The sequence below is a fragment of the Massilia jejuensis genome (genome assembly GCF_042656795.1).
GTDB classification, from domain to species: Bacteria; Pseudomonadota; Gammaproteobacteria; order Burkholderiales; family Burkholderiaceae_D; genus Telluria; species Telluria jejuensis.
Window position 1 is genome coordinate 1 of the sequence record NZ_JBHSMS010000044.1, and the last position, 21,887, is coordinate 21,887.

The window sequence follows — 21,887 nt, forward strand, 5'->3', positions numbered from 1 at the left end:
GCTGGTCTTTGCCGCAAAAAAAGGGAGGTCCGCTGAAAATCGTCAATTGATCAGCGCTTCCCTAGGTGACTGGAGCGGGTGAAGGGAATCGAACCCTCGTCGTAGGCTTGGGAAGCCTCTGCTCTACCATTGAGCTACACCCGCCTTGTCCCAAAGGGATAGACGCATTTTCCCCGACGGGGATATACGTTATCCCCGTGGGTGTGATTTTACAGACCTATCTTGCGACAGATCACCTGATGGAAGTCTGCACGCTTTCGCGTCAGGGCGATCGTTTCATCCCCTATCCCCTCCGTTACAGAGAGGCGTTCGCTTTTTCCATCATCCTTTACCTGCTTGCGACATCAGACCGTTCTCTCGTTCAGTCCTTGTCTGCGAACCACACAGACGGTCACATCAGGCTTACCTCGTTCCGTATAAGCAACAGAGTTGGGAAGGTCCTGCCTTTTCACCGGTGATGTTATGTCAGCGTGTCTGGACCAAGCAGCCAGACAACCAATCACTTGCCATTTTGGCAGAGCCCAGTTGCGTTTGGCTCGTTAAGCTTGACGGTGTTTACTAGCAGTTCACATTACATTAACCATCCAACCCAGCCTAGCTCCTCATCCGGGTGCAACTCCCGAACTCACGCCAGACCCCTCGCGGGATATGGCGTACCCCGTAAGGTGGCTTCATTGTCAGATCGCTATAACACCCCACCGTTGCCAGTGACGCGCCGATCCTAGGCTACAAAGGGCTGAACCCTTGGTCTTGTCAGGTACTCCACTTGGACATCCAGATCATGAACGAACAAAATTCATAATATGAACGCCGGCGCTTCGCAGCCAGCAAGACAATTTCTTATACGGCCTTCGCCGTGTGTACAACTTACAACAATGCCGGACTTCTCACACTCTTAACGTGGTGTGAAGGGTCGACAGGGCCTGTACGCGACTCGAGTCGCACGCTTGGGAAGCTTCTGCTCTACCATTGAGCTACACCCGCATTGCCGCGTATTCTACGCGACTCCTGGCCATTTTGACACAGCAACTGATGCCGCCTGGCCTGCGCCTACTCACTCGACCGGAAATAAATGTGAATTTTTGCGAACAGAACCGGATGCGCTGCAAGCCGGCACGTGCAACGCAGTGCGGGCACTGCAAGCCCTGCAAGCGGAGCGGAGCCAACACAGCAACGCGCCGGTTCTGGAATCAAAAAACATTGATGCGCGGTCGAATACTTAACAGTCCAGTTTCTCGTCGATGACTTTCCGAAACCCCCGCTTATAGGCGACCTGCAGGATATCGATATCGTAGCGCCAGTTCGCTTCGACAATGACCGGACCGTCTTCCAGGATCGCGACATCCCAGCCGACCGTGTGCAAGCCCTCGATCGATTCGTGGGCTTTGGTCACCAGCGCCAGCACTTCAGGCCAGCAGGGAAGCATGACGCCGAGGATGGGTGCGCCCGAGCCGGGGTGGACCGCGACGTCCTGCATGGCGGGCCAGGTCTTGGACTTCGACCCGATCGAGGTGATCATCTCGCCGGTGCCGATATCCACGGCCGCCACCAGGTTGCCGCTGGCGCCGTGCGAGAAATTGTCGACGTCGGACTCGCCGACGACGATACGGACGGCGCCGGCAATGACATCGATCCTGCCTCGATGCCGAATCGTGACGACGCGGATCGTCGACAAGCCTTTCGACTGCGTGATGCCCTTGATGACATGGTGGTTCGACAGCTTGGGCTGGACGATCAAGGCCCGCGTGTAGGCGAGCGCCTCTTCGCAGTAGTGCCGCAGATCGTCGAAACTGCCGCTGTGACCGCCGCTCCAGTGCACGCTCGACGTCGTCACGCTGAGCGAAAACGCGCCTTTGCCGTGCGAACCGCTGGCGGGCTTGACGAAGTATTCACCGGGCGCCAGCACCCTGGCCAGGTCGGCTGCCGCCAGCACATGGGGAATCGTGCTGTCGCCGGCAGGCGCTCTGGTAATCAGCGCAACAATGTTCGCCGTCGGTATCGCGTGCCGGCTGCAATGCTCGAAGAACTTGATCTTGTTGTCGGCCAGCTCGCACCCCTCTTTCGAGGCGATGGCGGCATAGCGCTTCTTCAGCGGCTCGTTGTCGAGGTAATCCGACCAGGTGTGCTTCGGCACGTCGGCCAGGCTGTAGAGCGAAAACAACTTGGCGCCGAGGCCGAGATTCGTACGCGCATAGAGGGGGCCCCAAAGCAGATGCATGTCGGACGGACGTCTGATCGACGAGAGGGCATATCGCTGCGCGCGCATGTACTGCGAGGCGACATCCAGTACTTTTGACAGCTTCATTGCTCTACCCTTTACTTGACAGGTTTGCCCCTGGGCCCCGCACCAGTGCGGATCGTGCACGAACGGGGGCAAACATGATAACGCATTAACAGTTCAGCCCGCTTCAATCGGGCCTTGCCGGACGGGCGCTGCGCAACGACGACGGGCGCGCACAGGACCTTGTGGGATTATTGCGGCGCTTCGACCGTATAGCCCCTGGCCTGCAGCGTCGCGATCACGCCTTTCGGATTGAGGATTTCCTTGATATGCACGACCGTGAAGGTGCTCGCATTGGTGGCGAGCGCCTTCTCGGCAGCGGCGACCCATTGCGCCAGGGCAGTCTCCTGCGCGGTCTTGAGTTCCGGCTGATTTCTCCCGAGCGAACCCGTACTCAGGGCGTGGATGCAGGCATTGGCCCGGTCGTCGAAGCTCAGCTTGCGAATGTCGTCCAGGTCGCCGATCGCCCAGGCATTGGCATGGGCGCGCATGGCCTCGACGTCGGTGTCCAGGCTTTCAATCGTTTTCAGCAGACAAGGCACATCGTCCATTGCCGACTTCTTGAACTCGCGCGCCGCCTTGCCGGGATCCTTGATGGTGACGCGATAGGTGGCGTCCGTGAACTTGAGATTGTGCTTCTCCGCCAGTTTTCCGACCTGGATGCGCACCGCGTCGCCGCCCGAAAGTCCGGCTTGCTTCAGGGCGCGTGCATACAGTTCCCCGGCGACGAAGGCGGGGCGTTGGCGTTCGATACCGCTGTCGTTGGCGAAAAACTTGGCCTTCAAGGGCTCCCAGCGCGCATACAGCGCCGGTGGCAGCACGTCCTTGAGTTCGGCGCCGTCCGGATTCTTCTTGATTCCGATCAGGAAGGGCAGCGCCGTCACGGCTCCCAAGCCGACCTCGATCGAGACACCCGGCGCCTTCAGGTATTCCTGGGAGGTCGCGATGACCCGCTCGACCCTGCTCGAGCGCCATTCCATTTGCGCCGGCAGCGGCGCATAGGTGCCGAGCACCCACATCACCTTGCCGTCCTTCGATACCTTCCACAAACCCGGTCCCGGGCGGCTGCCGGAAACGAGGATCGTTTGCGGGATCGCCTCGCCATCGTCCATGGTCGGCACGGCCGCCGCGCTCGCCGCGGCCGGCGAAGCGACCGGCGGCGCCTCGGTTTGTGCCCATGCGGGCAAGCGCAAGAAGCACAGGCACAAGGCGGGAATGACGTGTTTCAACATCGTGGCATCTTTCTAGTTGTTAGCCGAACGATATTGTGTTGCCACTAATCGATATATGCAAGCGACAAGATGTTACAAGAGCCATATGCATGGCTAATAACTCGGGCAGGCGGCTTTCGCGTGCCGCGCGCGCGGGACGGTGCGCGAGGGAAGCGCGACACGCTGGCAACCCACGCACGGACAGGCGCGATTTTGGGATAAATATTTCCTGCAGCCATCAAGATCCGGCGCCAACGGCCGTTATCCAGACTGATAGCGCCACCTGGCGCCTGCACTTACCCGGATCGATCATGAAACTCGCCGCTGTCCTCATCCTTGCCGCCGCTTCGCTGCTGTCCGCCTGCGGCGCCATGCGCATGTCGAAACCCGTCCCGGCGCAGCCGGCCATCGTGACCCTGAACGCCACCGGCTACGGCGCCGTCAACATGGCCGCCTGCGACGGCCAGTGCGACCGCGTCGCGCCGGCCCAGCGCAAGCTGCTGGCCATGCGCGCCGCGCGCCTGGACGCTTACCGCGCCATGGCCGAACAGGTCTACGGCCTGCGCATCGAAGGCGGCAGCACGGTTGGCTCGCTGGCGCTGAAAGACGACAGTTTCAAGGTGTATATTGACGCCTTCATCCGTGGCGCGCGCGTGACGAACAACGTCCAGCGCGAAGACGGCACCTACGAGACGACCGTGGAGATGGATTTCGACACCAATGCGGCCCAATCCCCCGCTCCTTCCGCGCATGCCGCCCCGACGGCGGCCAAGAACGCGCGCACCCTGGTGGGCAATGCCGGTTCCGGCGCCGCCTACGGCGCGTCGTTCTACCATGCCCGGTAAGTCCGGATTGCTTGGCGGCGCCTTGCTGGCGCTGCTGCTGAATCTTTCCATCCCCGCCCGCGCCGCGCCGATCGAAGCCGAAGGCGTGGCCTCGGTCGCCGACGGCGGCCTGGCGCGCGCCCGCCAGAACGCCATCCGCGACGCCCTCGAACAGCTCGGCCTGCGCAGCGGCGCCCGTGTCGACCTGGCCGCCGGCGCCGCCACTGGGGGCAAGACGGTCGGCAGCAGCCGCGTCCAGCCGACCGCCGATTTTTCGCGTTATACAGTGCTGCGCGAATGGCAGGCCGGCCAGCTGCTGCACGTGCGAATCGCGGTGGACGAAGCCGACGCGCGCCCGCGCGGCAGCGTCGATCTCGGCTACAAGAAAAAGCTCGTCGTCACGCCCTTCCACGTGCGCCGCTCGCCGCAGCTCGACGACGTCGACGACATCGCCATCCGCCTGCCGCAGGAGCTGCTGCGCCGCATGGGCGCTTCCGGCAAATTCCTCGGCAAGGAAAGCCCCTACGTCCTCTCGCCCGGCGCCACCGGCCCGAGCGCGGACACGGCCGCCGTGCGCCGCCTGGCCGCGCTGTACGAAAGCCAGTTCGTCGTGTCGGGCGAGATCGTCGACGCCAGCCGTTTCGAGCAGCCCACGTATTACGGCTTGATCAGGAAGAACGCGCGCCGCATCGAGCTCGCCTTCTATGTGCACGACGGTCTTTCCGGCGCCCTGCTGGCACAGCGTACGGCCATGGTCGAACAGGTGGGCGCACAGCGCATCGGGCGCGACAAGCCTTTCGGCAGTGCCAGCTTCGCCGCCACCCCCTTTGGCGGCGCGATCCTGCGCGCGCTGGACGAGGGCATCGCCGGCATCGCGGCCGATATCGCTGCCTTGCCCTTCATGGCCAGGGTGGTGCAGGTGCAGGGCGAGCGCATCTTCATCGACGCCGGCAGCACCTCGTCGGTCGCGCCGGGGGACCAATTGGTGATCTACCGCCAGGACGCGCGCCAGCAGGTGTACGGCGCCGATCCGCGCGTGCCGCTCGGGACCGTCGAGTCGCCGGTGGGGACGCTGTCGATCGTGCAGGTGCAGCCGGGGTTTGCGATCGGGACCGTGACGCCGCCCGCGGCCGCGCGCCAGGTCAGCGCCGGGGATATGGTGCGCTTCGATGTCGCGGTCATGCCGGACCGGTAGATGACGCCGACGGTTCTTGCGGCGGCCGCTCCAGCAACTGCTGCGCCAACTTGAACCCCTCCACCATCACATTGAACGCCTGGCGCTTGGTGGCCTCGTCCGGCACGCGCAGGATATACGACGGGTGGTACACGGTCACCACCCAGCGGTCCTCATGCCGGATCGCCTTGCCGATCGACTCTCCCAGCTTCGCATTCCCATTGCCCAGCACGGCCTTTAATGCCGTCGCCCCCAGCGCCACGATCACCCTGGGTTTGACGGACGCCAGTTCCTTGTCGAGCCAGTAGCTGCAAGCCTCGACTTCCTTCTGCGCCGGCGTCTTGTGCAGGCGCCGCTTGCCGCGCGGCTCCCACTTGAAGTGCTTGACGGCGTTGGTCAGATAGATCTCGCGCCGCTCCAGCCCGGCGGACGCAAATACCCGGTCCAGCAGCTGGCCGGCCGGCCCGATGAACGCCTTGCCCGCCAGGTCTTCCTGGTCGCCCGGCTGCTCGCCCACCAGCATGATCTGCGCCTTCGCGGGTCCTTCCCCGCCCACGGCTTGCGTCGCGTGCTGCCACAAGTCGCAGCGCCGGCATTCGTCGAGTTTCGAGGGCTGCTGGCGTTCGGGCTGGGCATCGGCCGGGGCAATCGGAATGGTAAAACCGCTTTTCCTGCCGACGGCCTGGGCCTGGCCGGTGCTGCGCGCGCCCAGCTCGGCGTTGCTGACCATAGCCGGCACGATCGCGCCTTCCGGCAGATTTTTCCAGAAGCGCGACGGGATATGGCTTTGCATCAGCTGGGCGTTGACGCGCGCCGGATTGAAGATGCTGCGGTAATAGGTGAGCCAGAGCGCTTCGCCGGCATCGTCCAGGTCGGCCGCGCTGCTCATCAACGGGCCGGTATGGTGCAGCGTGGCGCCGTCCCACATCACGCTGGCCTCGGGCGTGCCGATCATCCAGGTGACGCCGCCCATGCGCTTGACGAAGTGTTCGGCCACCTGCGGCAGCACGTCGTGGCGCGGCTCGAACCAGGCGGCAAAGCGCGGCGGACCGGCATCGACGGGACGCTCGCGAAATCGGATATAGGCATGCATGTCGTGCTCCTCGCGGCGCACCGCTTTCACCATCGCCGCGAGCTTGACGCCGTCGACGTCGGCCGGCGATTGCACGTCGTGCTCGCCGTGCTGCCAGCGCCAGATCACGCGGTACAGGAAAGCCCAGCGGTCGGGCACGCGGCAGCAGGCGGCCGACTGCAGCATGTCCATGAACGCGCGCGGGATGCGCGGCGACTGCGCCGGTGCGGGCGGTGCCGGGGCCGGCCCGGCAGGGACATTATCGGCGGAAGGATCGGCCGCCGGCGCACCCGAGAACAGGTCGACGGCGTGCGTGCCGGCCTCGTTCCACGTCACCAGTTCCGGCGCGATGTCGTGCATCAGGAGGTCGCGCGCGGCCGTACGCCACTCGGGGAAGCTGGAGACCACCAGCGGCTGGCCGGCGGCAACGAGGGCCGCCGCGTTCATGCCGCCTGCAGTTCAGGCCACAGGTTCATCTGCTCGGCCGGCGCGCCCAGGTGGCGCCGCAGCAGGTCGGAACTGGCCAGGCCTTGCGCCGGCTTGTAGTCGGCGGTGACGACGAAGGGCGCGACTTTCTTCATGCTGCAGCGCAGGCGCGACAGGTCTTCCCAGCGAATGCGGCGCAGGCGGCGCAGGTCGACGATGCGCTTGGCGTTGCGCAGCCCGATGCCGGGCACGCGGGCGATCATCTCGGCATCGGCGCGATTGAGGTCCATCGGGAAATGGTCGCGGTTCGACAGCGCCCAGGCCAGCTTCGGGTCGACGTCCAGCGCCAGGTTGCCGGCCGCCGGCATCAGTTCGCCTGCCGTGAAGCCATAACTGCGCAGCAAAAAGTCGGCCTGGTAGAGGCGGTGCTCGCGCAGCAGCGGCGGCGGCGCGAGCGGGACGCTGTCCGGGCTGTACGGAATCGGGCTGAAGGCCGAATAGTACACGCGCTTGAGCTTGTAGCTGCCGTACAAGGTCTCGGCCGTGTTCAGGATGGTCTGGTCGTCACTGGCATCGGCGCCGACGATCATCTGCGTGCTTTGACCGGCCGGGGCAAAGCTTGGCGCCTTCGGCTCTTGCGCCTTTTCGTCGAGCTTGCGGCGGATCGCACCCATTGCCAGCTTGATGGTGTGAACGTTCTTTTCCGGGGCCAGGCGCGTGACGCTGTCATGGGTCGGCAGCTCGATGTTGACCGACAGGCGGTCGGCGTAGCGGCCGGCCTCGGCGATGAGCGCCGGATCGGCGTCGGGAATGGTTTTCAGGTGAATATAGCCACGGAAATTGTGGACTTCACGCAGGGTGCGCGCGACGGCAACGAGCTGCTCCATCGTGTAATCGCTCGACTGGATGATGCCGGAACTGAGGAACAGGCCGTCGATGTAGTTGCGCAAATAAAAATCGTGGGTCAGTTTCACCACTTCGGCCACCGAAAAACGTGCCCGCGGAACATTCGAAGTACGGCGATTGACGCAGTACTGGCAGTCGTAGACGCAAAAATTGGTGAGCAGGATTTTCAGTAGCGAAACGCAGCGGCCGTCGGGCGTGTAGCTGTGGCAAATGCCCATGCCGCTAGTTGCGCCAATGCCGCCATCGCTGCCGTCGGAAGCGCGCTTGGGCGCCCCGCTGCTGGCGCAGGAGGCGTCATATTTGGCGGCGTCCGCCAGGATTTCAAGCTTGTCGGAAAGTTTCATCGGGCCGGAGAAACTGTATGGGTGTACAGTATATCGCAGCCCGGAAAGCTGCACCGGCCGCACGCGCAGGGCGGCGGGACAATCCCGGTTCAGGCACCGGAACCGTCGCACTAACCTAGCGTAACGGCTTGCCGTCCTGGTCCAGCACGACGACGTCGCCCCAGCCCAGCGCACGGATCCCCGCTTCCACCTTGCGCAAGTCGCCGATCACCATCCAGACCACCTGCTGCGGCTGCACGAACCTGGCCGCGGCCTGCCCCAGCTGCTGCGGCGTCAAGGCCTTCAAATCGGCCGCATACCGGCGCCAGTAATCCTCCGCCAGGTTCAGGTTGACGCTGGCAAGGGCCGCGCTTTCGAGCGCAGCCAGGGTTTCGAAGCGGCCGGCCAGGCGCGCGGTCATGTTGCGCATGACGCTGTCGTACTCGGCGCCGGCCAGCGGACGCTCGCCTGCCACGCCCTTGATCTCCTTGGCCACTTCGCGCATCGCCTCGACGGTTTTATCCGTCTGCACCGGCGCCGTCGTGATGAAGCTGCGCTGGCCGCGCACGTCGAGCAGGCGCGCGCTGGTGCCGTAGCTCCAGTGTTTGTCGAGGCGCAGGTTGCGGTTCAGGCGCGAGGTCGCCATGCCGCCGAAGTTGTGCATCACCGGCTCGATCGCCAGGTCTTCCGGCTGGCCGTGCGGCAGCGACAGGTGGGCCGCGACGATGGTCGATTGCGGCGCGTCCGGCTTGTCGATCAGGTAGACCTTGCTGCCGGCGCTCGTCGCGGCATGCGCGGACGGTTTCTTCGGCGCGCTGCCGGCGGCCCAGCGGCCGAACGAAGCTTCCAGGGCCGGCAGCAGTTTGTCCATCGTGGTGTCGCCGGCGACGATGATGGTGGCGCTGCCGGGACGGAACCAGGCGGCATGCCACTGCGCCAGGTCCTCGCGCGTGATCGCTTCGATGCTGCCGGCAAAGCCGCTGGCAGGCTTGCCGTAGGCATGCTCCTGGCCGTACAGCAGGGCCGGCATGACGCGCATGGCCAGGCTGTTCGGCTGCGCCTTCTCCTGGCCGATCTGGGCCAGGCGGCGCGACTTCTGGAGCAGGAACTGGTCTTGCGGGAAGCTTGGCGCCAGCGCGGCGTCGGCCATGATACCCAGTGAAGTCGCCAGGTTGGCCGATGGGGTCTGCAGGCGCACCAGCGACTGGTCGGCGCTGGTAGCGGTCGACAGGCGCGCGCCCAGGTTTTCCAGGGAGTCCGACAGCGCGAAGGTGTCGCGCGTCGTCGTGCCCTTGTCGAGCAGGTCGAGCGCGAGCGAGGCGGCGCCGGCCCTGGCGCTGCTGTCCGAGGCCGCGCCGGCGTCGACCGCCAGCGTCGCGTTCACGATCGGCGCCGTGTGGCGTTCGAGCAGGATCACTTTCAGGCCGTTCTTCAGCTGCGCGCGCTGCATGGCCGGGAACTTGACGTCGGGCGCCGCGCCCAGCGCCGGCAGCAGCTTGCGGTCGATCGTCGATTTCACTGCCGCCAGCCTGGCGAACGGGCGCACCGTCATCGTGTAATGGTTCGCCCGCAGCCAGCGGTTGCCGGCCGCTTTTACCTGCGCCGGAGTGGCATCGGCCATTTGCTCCAGGCGCGTCAGGTAGGCGTCCGGCGTGCCGCCGTAGGTCATGCTCTCGGCCAGCACGTCGGAACGGCCGCCGAAGCCGCCCAGGCGCTCGAGGCTGCGCGAGAAATCGGCCAGGGTGCGCGTCTTCACGCGCGCCAGTTCGGCCGCGCTCGGCCCCTTGGCCAGGAGCTCGGCGACGATGGCGTCGATCTCGCGTTCGACTGCCAGCGGGTCGACGCCCGGCTTGACAGTGGCGACGATGTTGAAAGTGCCGCCCAGTTCGGCGTCGTTGACATGGGTGCTGACACTGGTCGCCAGGCCCTGGTCGTAGACCAGGCGCTTGTCCAGGCGCGCGCTCTTCGAGCCGGCCAGCACGTCGGCCAGCAGCGCCAGGCGCGGGGTGTCGGCGTCGCGCCAGGCAGCGGCATGCCAGCTGCGGTAGATGCGCACCTGCGGCGCATGGTCTTGCATCTCGTCGCGGATATTGCGTTCGAGCGTGGGGATCCAGCGCTCGGTGCGCGGCAGCGGCGGGCCGGGCGGGATCGCGCCGAAATACCTGGTCACCAGTTCCAGCGCCTTCTCCGGCGTGATGTCGCCGGCCAGCGAGATGACCGCGTTGTTCGGGCCGTAGTAGGTGCGGTACCACTCGCGGATGTCGTCCAGCGAGGCGGCCTGTAAGTCTTCCATGCTGCCGATGGTCGACCACGAGTACGGGTGCGAGTGCGGATACATCTTGGCGCCGATTTCGTTGCGCACGCGGCCATACGGCTGGTTCTCGCCCTGGCGCTTTTCGTTCTGCACAACGCCGCGCTCGCGCTCGAGCATCTCCTTCGAGATGTAGTTGCCGAGGAAGCCCATGCGGTCGGACTCGAGGAACAGGGTGCGCTCGAGCGCGGACACCGGCACGTCCTCGAAGAAGTTGGTGCGGTCGGTATTGGTGGTGCCGTTGCGGTTGTTCGCACCCAGGTCGTCCATCGCCTCCCGAAAGCCATGCGGGTAGTTTTCGGAACCGTTGAAGAAGAAGTGCTCGAACAGATGCGCAAAGCCGGTCTTGCCGCGCTTCTCGTTGCGCGAACCGACGTGGTACCACATGTTGACGGCGACTACCGGCACGCTGTGGTCTTCATGCACGACCAGGGTCAGGCCGTTCGGCAGCACGAACTTCTTGTGGGCGATCGTGTAGGCCTTGCGGTCGAACGATGGTGTCTTGCCGGCGGCGGCTGCCGGTGCCGATGCGGCGGGCACCGGCAGCGTGGCGGCCGAGGCGCAGGCAAGGGCCAGTGCGGCGAGTAGCGCTTTGTTCATGGGTCTCCGTGGGGTGGTGTGCTTATGGTGGGCGGATGCGGTGCAAGGCGGCGGGTGCGCGGCAGTGCGAGTACTCAGGCCGCCTCTTGCGACAAGCCCTGCGCCAGCGCCAGCTGGCCCGCATCCATGCGCGCCGTCATCCGCTTCAGGTAAGGCTCGGCGCCCGCCAGGCCGGCGCCGGCGGCGCGCGCCAGCCAGCCGTAGGCTTGCAGCAGATCGCGCTGCGCGCCCTGTCCCGCCGCGTACATCACGCCGAGGTTGAACTGCGCGCGCGCATGGCCCTGGCGCGCCGCGCACAGGTACCAGAAGTGGGCAGCTTCGTAATCGCGCTCCACGCCGTGGGCACTGTCGTAGCGCAGCGCCAGCGCGAACTGGGCCAGCGCGTGGCCCTGGTCGGCCGCCTTGCGGTACCAGCCCGCCGCCTCGCGCGGGTCGCCCGTGCCGTCGCGTTCGAGCAGAACGCCCACCATGTGCTGGGCCGGCGCGTATTCCTGGTCGGCCGCGCGCCGGTACCAGCCCAGGGCGCGCGCCGCATCCTGCGCCACGCCTACGCCGTTCTCGTAGCGCAGGCCGAGATCGAACTGGGCGCGCAGATGCCCCTGCTGCGCCGCCTGCAGGTACCAGTGGACCGCCTGGGCCGGATCGTGTTCGACGCCATTGCCGTTATCGTAGAGCTGGCCGAGATGGTATTGCGCCGCCGGCAGTCCTTGCGCGGCGGCCTGGCGGTACCAGTGGGCGGCCAGCGCCGGGTCGCGGTCGACGCCCTGGCCGTGTTCGCAGCGCAGCCCGAGGTTGTCCTGGGCGGCGGCGTGCCCCTGTTCGGCGGCACGGCGGTACCAGCGCAAGGCGGCCGCTTCGTCGCGCGCCACGCCGTGGCCGCTGTCGTGGATCAGGGCGAGATTGAACTGGGAACTGGCGTGCCCCTGCTCGGCGGCGCGTTGATACCAATGAATCGCCTGCGCGCTGTCCTGCGCCAGGTCCTGGCCCTTGTCGAAGCGCAGCGCGAGATTGAACTGGGCCGGCGCGTGGCCCTGTTCGGCGGCGCGGCGCAGCCAGTCGAGTGCCTGGACCGGGTCGCGCGCCACTCCCTGGCCGCCGTCGTAGCGCAGCGCCAGCGCGAACTGGGAGCGCGCATAGCCCTGCTCGGCCGCGCGCCGGTACCAGCTCAGGGCCGCATCGGTATCCCGGGCCACGCCCTTGCCGCCGTCGAACATCATGCCCAGGTTGTGCTGGGCGCCGGGGTCGCCCTGGCCGGCCGCCTGGCTGAACCAGTGCAGCGCCTGCCCGACGTCGGCCGCCGTGCCCTGCCCCTTCGCATACAGCCAGCCGAGGTTGTACTGGGCCGGCGCATAGCCCTGGCTTGCCGCGCAGCGGTACCAGTACAGCGCCTGCGCGTGATCCTGCTCGACGCCTTGCCCCTTCTGGTACATGACGCCGAGATTGTACTGGGCTTGTTCGAGGCCGGCGGCGGCGGCCTTGCGGTACCACGCCACGGCCAGCGCATAGTCGCGCGGCACGGCCTGGCCGTTGACGTACATGAAGCCCAGCTGGTGCTGGGCGCTGGCGATGCCGCGCTCGGCCTGCGCCCTGATGCGCAAGAAATCGGCGGTATGGCGCTCGGCGCCAGGCTCGGGCATGGCCGCGCTTTCCATGGGCCGCGCTCAAGCGCGCATCGCGCGCGGGACGGGGAACACGATCGGCTGTCCGGCGCCGGGCAGCGCGGACGCCGGCGGCGCCTGGCCGCGCAGCACGCCGATGAAGTTCGATAACGAAATCGGGCGGTGGAACAGGTAGCCCTGCATCGTCTCGCATCCGTTGGCGCGCAGGTAATCGGCTTGCGTGTCGGTCTCGACCCCTTCGGCCACCAGGTGCAGGTTCAGGCCGCGCGCGATCGAGATGATCGCCAGGATCACCGGATAGTGGCCGTCCGGATCGTGGATCTCTTTCACGAAGGACTGGTCGATCTTCATCGTGTGGATCGGGAAGCGGTGCAGGTAGGACAGCGACGAGTAGCCGGTGCCGAAGTCGTCGATCGCGACCGACACGCCGAGCTGGCACAGCTTGTTCAACTGCTCGATCGCGTACTGCGGATTGCGGATGCAGATGTTCTCGGTGATCTCGACCTCGATCTGCGCCGGCGAAATCCCGTAGCGCACCAGCGCCCCGCGCATCTTCTCGAAGAAGTCGCCGCGGTCCAGGTATTGCGGCGACAGGTTCAGCGACAGGCGCACCGCCTGGCCGCTGGCCAGGTTCCACTGCAGCATGTCGCGGCACAGCGCGCCGATCATCCAGTCCGAGATCGGCAGCATCAAGCCGTTCTCTTCGGCGAAGGGCAGGAATTCGCCGGCCGACAGCAAGCCGCGCGTCGGATGGTTCCAGCGCATCAGCGCCTCGGCGCCGACGATGCGCCCGCTCGTCGAATCGATCTGCGGCTGGTAATACATCTCCAGCTCGTTGTGTTCGAGTGCGCGGCGCAGCGCCTGCTCCAGCGCGATCTTCTGGTGCGACACGTCGAGCATCGAGTCGTGATAAAAACTGTGGCCGTTCTTGCCCAGCGCTTTCACCTGGTACATCGCGATGTCGGCGTGGCGCAGCAGTTCGTCGATCGATTCGCCGTCGCCGGGATAGATGGCGATGCCGATCGAGGCCGAGATGTGCACTTCGTGGCCGTCGAGGTCGAACGGACGGTGCAGGCTTTCCAGGAACTTGTCGGCGATGATGCGCGCGTCGTCGCGGTCGCGCAGTTCGGGCAGCACGATGGTGAATTCATCGCCGCCCTGGCGCGCCAGCGTGTCGCCCTTGCGCAGGCATTCCTTCAAGCGCACCGCCACCTGCTGCAGCAGCTCGTCTCCCTTGACGTGGCCGAGCGTGTCGTTGACCAGCTTGAACCGGTCGAGGTCGATGAACATCACCGCCAGTTCGGTCAGCTTGCGCTTGGCCTGGATCACGGCAAGGCCGAGGCGATCCTTGAACAGGATGCGGTTCGGCAGATCCGTCAGGATATCGTGGTAGGCCTGGTAGGAGATGACTTCCTCGGCGCGCTTGCGGTCGGTGATGTCGCGCGCGACGCCATAGGTGCCGAAGAATTCGAGCTTTTGCACCTCGCTGTCGGGCACGTGCATGCCGATCGAGTTCAGCGAGATCGTCATCAGGGTATTGTTGAAGGTGCGCTCGCCGCTGTTGCTCTTGGCGCCGCGGCACTTCAGGCGCAGCTCGACGTTGCGCGAGGCGCGTTCATCGACGCGGCGCTCGTTGAAGACATAGCGCGCCCGTTCCAGGTCTTCGTCGTGCACCAGGATCGAATAGTGTTTGCCGATCAGTTCGTCGCGCGAGAAACCGAGCAGCTGGTAGGCGCGGTCGTTCACGAAGGTGAAACGCCCTTCGTGATTGAGCGTATAGATGATGTCCGGCGAGCTGTCGACCAGGTAGCGGTACATCTTCTCGGAGTTTTCCAGCTGCTGGGCCATGCGCGTGTTGGCCGCGGCCAGGCGGCGCTGCGCGAGCGCGTTGCCGACCGTTTTCATCAGCTCTTCACGGCTGTAGGGTTTGCGCAGGTAGTCGTAGGCGCCGCGCTTGAGGGCGCCGATCGCCGCGTCGATGCCCACTTCGCCGCTCATCACGATCACGTCGGCGTCGAGGCCGCGCGCGTTCATGAAGTCCATGATCTCGTGGCCACCGATGTCGGGCAGGCGCAAGTCGAGCAGGACCAGGTCGAAATGGCCGCGCGACAGGTGGGCGATGGCCTCGGTGCCGGAGCCGGCCGTGGTCAGGTCGAAGCCGCGGTCGCGCAGCAGCTCGTAAAGCGAGGCAAGCAGGCGTGGCTCGTCGTCAACCAGCAACAGGCGCGCCTGGGGAGCGCTATCGTCGCACTGGCTAGGCAAGGCCGGATGTCCACTGGCGCGGTACTCGTTCATCATGACCCTAAACAGAACCCAGGGCGCGCGCCATCAAGGCCGGCACTGTGCTGGCGCCGGACCAGGCCGGCAGCAGGATTTCGAAGGCGGTGCCACCCCTGCCGCTGCGGCAGGCGATCTGTCCGTTCATTTTTTTCACCAGGCCATGCACGATCGACAGGCCCAGGCCGCGGTGCGCGCCGTCCTTGGTGCTGCGTACGCTTGAAAACAGGTTGGCCATCACTTCCGGCGCCAGGCCCGGCCCGGTATCGGTCACGGCCAGTTCCAGGTACAGCCTGCGTTCGCGGTGGACGATGCCGCGGTTGACGATGTCGATGCGCCCGCCGCCGCTGCCGGCGAGCGCCTCGACCGCGTTCTTGACCAGGTTGACCAGGACCTGCTTGAGCAGGTCGGCGTCGCCTTCGACCAGGCGCGCATCCTCGCCCATGGCGGTGGCAATCTGGACGCCGTCCGGTACGAACTGGCCGGCGCGGAACAGGCGCACCACCTCGTCGACGACTTTCGCCACGTCGAGCGGGCGTGGCCCGCTTTCCTGCGGCTTGAGTTCGGCCAGGCTGCCGATAAGCTGGCCGACGCGGTCGATCTCTTCGTTCAGCACCGACATCTCGGTGCTGACAGGTTCGTGGCGCGCCAGTTTGCTATCGAGGACACTCAGGTAGTTCTTGATGATCGAAAGCGGGTTGTTCACCTCGTGCACCACGCGGCGCGAGGCTTCGCGGTACTCCTCGACCACGCTGGCGAGCTGGCGGCGCGCGTTGCCGCGCTCCGCGAGCGCGGCCTCGAGCGCGGCGGCGGCCTGGGTGCCGAACGACTGCAGGAAGCGCTCGCGCTTCTGGCAGCCGGCTACCTGCCAGGCGGCCACGCCGCCCACCATCACGCCCAGGCAGCGGTTGCCGGCCACCAGCGGCAGGCAGACCAGGCTGTCCGTGCCGAGCATGCGAAACAGCTGTTCTTCGGCCAGGCCGAGCGGCTGGCCCGCGCGCTGGACATAGGCGGTGCGGCGCTCCAGGGCGGCGCCGGCGACCGGCCCGCCCTTGTTCAGGGGGATGGTGAATTCGGCGATGCGCTGGGTGCTGCCGATGGGCGCGCCGATCAGCATCTGCCCGGTCGGGTTCTCCAGCAGGATCACGGTGGTATCGAAGTCGAACAGGATGCGCGCCGAACGCGTCATCGATTCGAGCAGGTCGGACTCGCCCTGCTGGCGCGCGAAAGTCTGCCCCACTTCCGAGACCAGGACCAGGTTGCGCACTTCTTCGGACAAGCGCTGCTGGACCGGGTCGACGACGGGCGGGGCATACGCGGGCGGGGTCGGGATGTCGTCAGCGCCGCTGAGATCGATGCCGAGGTGGGCGGCGGCCTGGTCGACCTGGCGCGCGGCGGCGCTCAGCATGGCCGGCAGTTCGCCTGCATCCAGCCCGCACAGGGCGGCGCCGCCGGCCAGGGCCGCGCTGTCGTTTGCATGGCTCGACATCAGGTGCGCCATGCGCACGATGCGGATCAGGGGATGGGCCGATTCGAGGCGCTCGCTCGACTCGTGGTGGTACAGCACGGCGTCGGCCAGGAAGGAATCGAGCTGCCAGCGCTCGACCAGCCAGGCGCCGGCTTCGGCGTGGGTGATCTGCAGCGTGCGCTGTTCGACGGCGCACAGGTCTTCGTCGTCCAGCGCGGTGAAGTTGAACGCGTATTCCTTGGGCGCGGCGGCAAGCAGGGCCAGGCGCCCGACATTGTGCAACAGGCCCGCCAGGTAGGCTTCTTCCAGGTGCGGGTAGTCGATGCGGCGCGCGATGTCGCGCGCGATGACGGCCGCGGCCAGCGACTTCTTCCAGAAGGCGCGCAGGTCGGTGCTGCCCGAATGCGGAAAACTGTTAAAGGTCTGGAATACCGAGTCGCTGATGACCAGCGTCTTGATCATGTCGGTGCCGAGAGCGACGAGCGACTGTTCGAGATTGACGCCGCGATGGCTGCGGTGGTAGGCCGAGCTGTTGGCGGTGGTCAGCAGCTTGCCGGTCATGCCAGCGTCGTTCGCGATCAGGGCGGCCAATTCCGGCATGCCCAGGTCGTCGGCCTGCAAATGCCCGATCAGCTTGATGAGTATCTGCGGCATTGCGGGCAGCCGGGCAATCAGCAGCCGATTGCGGATATCCTGGTCAGGTAGGTGCATTGTCTAAAACGGCGCCACAGTACGAAGTTTTCGGGGTGGCATTCCCGAGCAGGGCTACCACAACATGACACTTATGCATCTCTGGAGCAGATGGCGATTCCTATTGTTGATCCAGATAAAAACGAAGGTCTTAGCATATAGACATTTCTGATTGGGAACAATACTTTCCGTCAAAAGTGCGTATTTTGACGTATGTATGACGCATGTGGGTGACAATTTATTAATTTAATGTCAACAATGTGGGTCATTTCCTGGACATTTCACCTTCCATTGCGGGCCAGCACGCGCCGGTAATGGCGCGAGGTCGACCAACAACCCAGTGCCAGCACGGCAAACCCGGCCTGGCCGAGCGCCAGCGCCAGCACCGAGTGCGACAGCGCCGGCGCGATCACTCCGGCGACGATCGCGCCCAGCAGCGTGACGATGAAGGACTGGCAGGACGCGGCCGTGCCGCGGATGTGCGGAAACAGGTCGAGCGCGAGCAGCGTGGCGCCCGGCGAAATGAGCGCGCTACCGAAAGTGAAGAAGAACATCGGCAGCACCGTCCAGGGCAGTGCCGGCGGCAGCAACAGGTGGTAGCCGACATTGAAGGTGACGGCGCCGAGCATGAAGGCGAAACCGATCCCGATCTGGCGCGCGAAGCTGGTCTTGCCGGCCATGCGGTTGGCCGTCATCGAACCGAGGAAGATCCCGCCCACGGTCGGCACGAACAGCCAGGCGAATTCGGACGGACCGAGGCCCAGGTGCACCGGCAGCAGCACCGGCGAGGCTGTAATGTAGAGGAACAGGCCGGCGAAGTTCAGGGCCGTGACGCCCGCTTTCATGTGGAACAGGAAGGAGCCGAAGATGGCGCCGTAGCTCTGCGCCAGGAAGCGCGGATTGAAGGGCTGGCGCCGGCTTGGGGGCACGGTTTCCGGCAAATGCTTCCAGCTCACCCAGAACAGCAGCACCGTATAGGCGCACAGCGCCAGGAAAATCGCGCGCCAGTCGAACCAGGTGACGATCCAGCCGCCCAGCACCGGCGCGACGGCCGGCGCGATCGAGAAGATCATCGTCACCATCGACAGCAGGCGCGCGGCCGGTGCGTCCGAATACAGGTCGCGGATGATGGCGCGTCCGACCACGACCCCGGCCCCGGCCGACACCCCCTGCATGATGCGGAACACCCACAGGTAATGGACGGTGGACGCCGCCGCGCAGCCGAAGGTGCCGATCGCGAACACGACCAGGGCCACCAGGATCACGTTGCGGCGCCCGAAGGCGTCCGACAGCGCGCCATGCCACAGCACCATGCCGGCAAAGGCCAGCATGTAGGCCGTCAGCGTCTGCTGCACTTCCAGTGGCGAGGCGTTCAAACTGGCCTCGATCTGCGGGAAAGCCGGCAGGTAAGCGTCGATCGAGAACGGTCCGAGCATCGACAGCCCGGCCAGCAGGGTTGCCAGGCCGCCGGCCGACAGCATGACGATCCGGTGCGGCGCCGGCAGGGGCACCGGAAGCACCGGATCTTTCGGCAGCTGGTCCGGGTCGGTCGGCGGCAGCATCGTTTATTCCTGGGCCGGGTTCGCGCTCGCGTCCTGCTTCGGCCTGGCTTCCGCGCGGCGGTTGTAGCCGGCCACCATGTCGAAGCGGAACAGGCGGCATTCGAGGGCGCCGTTGAAGAACGGCGTCTTGCGCGCTTCCTTCAGGCGCAGCAGCTTGGGCAGCGACAGGTCGGCCGTGAACAGGAACACGGTCCAGCCGGCGAAGCGCTGCTTGAGCGTGGTCCCGAGCGCCGAATAGAAGGAAACGGCCATCTCGTCGGCCGGCACGGTCGAGTCGCCGCGCACGCCGATGCGCTCGCCGTAGGGTGGGTTGGTGAGCAGGATGCCCGGGCCCGCCACAGGCGGGCTGACATGCTGGGCTTCGATCTGCTTGAGGGGCACGTCGAACAGGATGCCGGCGATGTTCAGGTTGTGACGTGTCATCTCGACCATGTCGCCCGAGATGTCGGAGCCGAAAATCGTCGGTTCCGCCGGCAGCGGATTGGCCTTGATCGCGCCCTTCATCGCCTGCCAGGCCGCGCGGTCGAAGTCGGCGAATTTCTCGAAGGCGAAGCGGCGCCGCGCACCCGCCGGAATGCCCTGCACCATTTGCGCCGCCTCGACCAGGATCGTGCCCGAGCCGCACATCGGGTCGAACAGCGGCATGCCCGGCTTCCAGCCGGCCACGCGCAGCAGGCCGGCCGCGAGGTTCTCGCGCAGCGGCGCATCCCCGGTTTCCTCGCGCCAGCCGCGCTTGAAGAGCGCTTCGCCCGAGGTATCGAGGTAGATGATGAAATTGCGCGCGTCGAGGAAGCCGACGATACGCATGTCCGGCTCGCGCGTGTCGACCGAGGGCCGCTTGTTGAACTGGTCGCGGAAGCGGTCGCAGATCGCGTCCTTGATCTTGAGGGTCGTGAATTCGAGGCTGCGCAGCGGCGACTTGACGGCGGTGACGTCGACCCGGATCGTGTGGTCGACGCCGAACCAGTCTTCCCAGGGCTGCTCGAGCACGAGGTCGTAGATGTCGTTCTCGGTCGAATAGCTGCGCTGGCCCATGCGCATCAGTACGCGCGAAGCGATGCGCGAGTGCAGGTTGACCAGGTAGGCGTCGACCAGGGTCCCGGAGCAGTGCACGCCGCCAGGGACCTGGTTGTGGACTTTCAACGTGCTGCTGTGCGCCTGGGCGATTTCAGCGAGTTCTTCGGCCAGTGCCGCTTCCATGCCGCGTGGGCAGGGGCAAAAATAGGAGGTCATGGGGTACCCTTTGTCCGTTGATGAAAAAGATGGGCCGGAAGCGCCGCCGCCGCCGGCCAATTGCATTTGCTTGGGTCGCGATCCCGAATCAGACCCGTTGGGTGGGCGGCTCTGCCGCCCGTGGGTTCAACGCAGGTCGGCGCCGTAAAATCAAAACGGCTTGACGACCACCAGAATCACGATCAGCGCCAGCAGCACGACCGGCACTTCGTTAAACCAGCGGAACCAGGTGTGGCTGCGCCGGTTCACGCCCGCCTCGAACTTCTTCAGGATCGCGCCGCAGGCGTGATGGTAGCCGATCGCCAGCACCACCAGCGCCAGTTTCGCATGCAGCCAGCCGCCCTTGATGTCGAATCCCAGCCATAGCCAGATGCCCAGCAGCAGCGCCGGAATGGCGAGGATCGACGTAAAACGGTACAGGCGGCGTGCCATGCCGAGCAGCCGCGTGGTCGCTGCCGCATCGCTTTCCTGTGCCAGGTTGACGTAGAGGCGCGGCAGGTAGAACAGGCCGGCAAACCAGGAGGCGATGAAGATGATGTGGAAGGCTTTGATCCAGAGGTACATGGGTTCCTTGTGGGTTTTTATCGTTGATCAGCTGCGTACTTCGCCGTGACCGAACACGACGTACTTGAGTGAAGTGAGGCCTTCCAGCCCCACCGGGCCGCGCGCGTGCAGCTTGTCGTTCGAGATGCCGATCTCGGCGCCCAGGCCGTATTCGAAGCCGTCGGCAAAGCGGGTCGAGGCGTTCACCATCACCGAGGCCGAATCGACCTCGCGCAAGAACCGCAACGCCGCGCTGTAGTCCTCGGTCACGATGGCTTCCGTGTGCTTCGACGAATAGCGGTCGATGTGGTCCATCGCCTCGTCGATGCCGGCCACGACTTTCACGGCCAGGATCGGGGCCAGGTATTCGGTGCTCCAGTCTTCCTCGACGGCCGCGGCCAGGTGCGGATAACCGGCCAGGATCGCGCGCGCTTCCGCGTCGGCGCGCAGCTCGACTTCCTTGGCCTGGTAGAGCTGCGCCAGTTGCGGCAGCACCGTTGGCGCCACCGAGCGCGCCACCAGCAGCGTCTCCATCGTGTTGCAGGTGCCGTAGCGGTGGCATTTGGCGTTGAAGGCGATCGGCAGCGCTTTCGCCACATCGGCCTTGTCGTCGATGTAGACGTGGCAGATGCCGTCCAGGTGCTTGATCATCGGGACCGTGGCCTCGTTGATCAAGCGCGCGATCAGGCCCTTGCCGCCGCGCGGGACGATGACGTCGACATACTGCGGCATCGTGATCAGGGCACCGACGGCGGCGCGGTCGACGGTGTCGACCACCTGCACCGCGTCCAGCGGCAGGCCGGCCCTGGCCAGACCTTCGGTGACGAGTGTGGCCAGCGCCCGGTTGCAGTGGATCGCTTCCGAGCCGCCGCGCAGGATCGCCGCGTTGCCGCTCTTGATGCACAGCCCGGCGGCATCGACCGTCACGTTCGGGCGCGCCTCGTAGATGATGCCGATCACGCCCAGCGGCACGCGCATCTGGCCGACCTGGATGCCGCTCGGGCGCGACTTCATGTTCGAGATCTCGCCGATCGGATCGGGCAGGGTCGCGATCTGGCGCAGGCCTTCGATCATGGTGGCGATCGCGCCGGGCGACAAGGCGAGGCGGTCGAGCAGCGCCGGCGCCAGGCCGGCGGCGCGGGCTGCGTCGAGGTCGAGCGCGTTGGCGGCGGACAAGGCGGCCGCATCGCGTTCGATCGCCTCGGCGATCAGGAGCAGCGCGCGGTTGCGCGTGGCGCCGTCTGCGCGCGCCATCGCACGCGACGCGGCGCGGGCCTTGCGGCCCAGCGTGTGCATGTAGTCGGTGATGTCCATGGTGTTCGATTCCAGTATGCGTCCAGGGGTGGGGGAGACGGGCCGATGAACCA

At 65.8% G+C, this 21,887-nt stretch carries 14 protein-coding genes and 1 tRNA gene; 2 read left to right on the forward strand and 13 right to left on the reverse strand.

All coding sequences use genetic code 11. The features are described 5' to 3' along the window. Nucleotides 1–70 precede the first annotated feature (70 nt). The 3 genes from ACFPOU_RS14730 to ACFPOU_RS14740 form a co-directional block, all read right to left on the reverse strand. Nucleotides 71–144, reverse strand: a tRNA-Gly gene (locus ACFPOU_RS14730). Between the two features lie 1,075 nt (nt 145–1,219). Continuing rightward, the gene (locus tag ACFPOU_RS14735; RefSeq protein WP_379722554.1) at nt 1,220–2,305 is read right to left on the reverse strand and encodes a sugar-transfer associated ATP-grasp domain-containing protein; all 1,086 of its coding nucleotides are present in this window, start codon (nt 2,303–2,305) and stop codon (nt 1,220–1,222) included. 167 nt (nt 2,306–2,472) lie between these two features. Beyond that, a complete protein-coding gene (locus ACFPOU_RS14740; protein ID WP_379722557.1) occupies nt 2,473–3,513 on the reverse strand; it encodes a TraB/GumN family protein in 1,041 nt (346 codons plus the stop codon). Nucleotides 3,514–3,803: 290 nt separating this feature from the next. On the opposite strand from ACFPOU_RS14740, the gene ACFPOU_RS14745 reads away from it, so the two are divergent. Together ACFPOU_RS14745 and ACFPOU_RS14750 are read left to right on the forward strand one after the other, a co-directional pair. Next, nucleotides 3,804–4,337 (forward strand): LPP20 family lipoprotein, encoded by a 534-nt coding sequence (locus ACFPOU_RS14745; protein WP_379722560.1) that lies wholly within the window; start codon nt 3,804–3,806, stop codon nt 4,335–4,337. Then, entirely contained in the window at nt 4,327–5,511 is a 1,185-nt protein-coding gene (locus ACFPOU_RS14750) for a flagella assembly protein FlgT middle domain-containing protein (RefSeq protein WP_379722563.1), read from the forward strand. Before ACFPOU_RS14745 ends, ACFPOU_RS14750 begins: the two co-directional genes overlap by 11 nt. Here ACFPOU_RS14750 and ACFPOU_RS14755 read toward each other — a convergent pair. The 10 genes from ACFPOU_RS14755 to ACFPOU_RS14800 all read right to left on the reverse strand — a co-directional run bounded on the left by ACFPOU_RS14755 (nt 5,495) and on the right by ACFPOU_RS14800 (nt 21,834). Continuing rightward, nucleotides 5,495–7,009, reverse strand: coding sequence for a UdgX family uracil-DNA binding protein (locus ACFPOU_RS14755; RefSeq protein ID WP_379722566.1), 1,515 nt, complete (start codon nt 7,007–7,009; stop codon nt 5,495–5,497). The two genes, ACFPOU_RS14750 and ACFPOU_RS14755, sit on opposite strands and share 17 nt — an antisense overlap. Next, a complete protein-coding gene (locus ACFPOU_RS14760) occupies nt 7,006–8,238 on the reverse strand; it encodes a putative DNA modification/repair radical SAM protein (protein WP_379722569.1) in 1,233 nt (410 codons plus the stop codon). The genes ACFPOU_RS14755 and ACFPOU_RS14760 overlap by 4 nt, the downstream gene beginning before the upstream one ends. Before the next feature lie 115 nt (nt 8,239–8,353). Then, complete coding sequence (locus ACFPOU_RS14765) at nt 8,354–11,128, reverse strand: M16 family metallopeptidase (RefSeq protein WP_379722572.1); 2,775 nt, start codon at nt 11,126–11,128, stop codon at nt 8,354–8,356. A 74-nt stretch (nt 11,129–11,202) separates the two neighbouring features. Continuing rightward, entirely contained in the window at nt 11,203–12,765 is a 1,563-nt protein-coding gene (locus ACFPOU_RS14770; RefSeq protein ID WP_379722576.1) for a tetratricopeptide repeat protein, read from the reverse strand. A 24-nt stretch (nt 12,766–12,789) separates the two neighbouring features. Beyond that, nucleotides 12,790–15,042 carry an EAL domain-containing response regulator gene (locus tag ACFPOU_RS14775; protein ID WP_379722579.1) on the reverse strand — a complete coding sequence of 751 codons (2,253 nt, stop codon included), beginning with the start codon at nt 15,040–15,042 and terminating at the stop codon, nt 12,790–12,792. Between the two features lie 7 nt (nt 15,043–15,049). Then, nucleotides 15,050–17,146 (reverse strand): HDOD domain-containing protein, encoded by a 2,097-nt coding sequence (locus ACFPOU_RS14780; RefSeq protein WP_379722582.1) that lies wholly within the window; start codon nt 17,144–17,146, stop codon nt 15,050–15,052. 317 nt (nt 17,147–17,463) lie between these two features. Beyond that, nucleotides 17,464–18,744, reverse strand: coding sequence for a multidrug effflux MFS transporter (locus ACFPOU_RS14785; protein WP_379722585.1), 1,281 nt, complete (start codon nt 18,742–18,744; stop codon nt 17,464–17,466). A 3-nt stretch (nt 18,745–18,747) separates the two neighbouring features. Continuing rightward, entirely contained in the window at nt 18,748–19,977 is a 1,230-nt protein-coding gene (locus ACFPOU_RS14790; protein ID WP_379722588.1) for a THUMP domain-containing class I SAM-dependent RNA methyltransferase, read from the reverse strand. Nucleotides 19,978–20,127: 150 nt separating this feature from the next. Continuing rightward, nucleotides 20,128–20,541 (reverse strand): CopD family protein, encoded by a 414-nt coding sequence (locus tag ACFPOU_RS14795; protein WP_379722591.1) that lies wholly within the window; start codon nt 20,539–20,541, stop codon nt 20,128–20,130. 27 nt (nt 20,542–20,568) lie between these two features. After that, nucleotides 20,569–21,834 carry a glutamate-5-semialdehyde dehydrogenase gene (locus ACFPOU_RS14800; protein ID WP_379722594.1) on the reverse strand — a complete coding sequence of 422 codons (1,266 nt, stop codon included), beginning with the start codon at nt 21,832–21,834 and terminating at the stop codon, nt 20,569–20,571. Nucleotides 21,835–21,887: the final 53 nt, after the last annotated feature.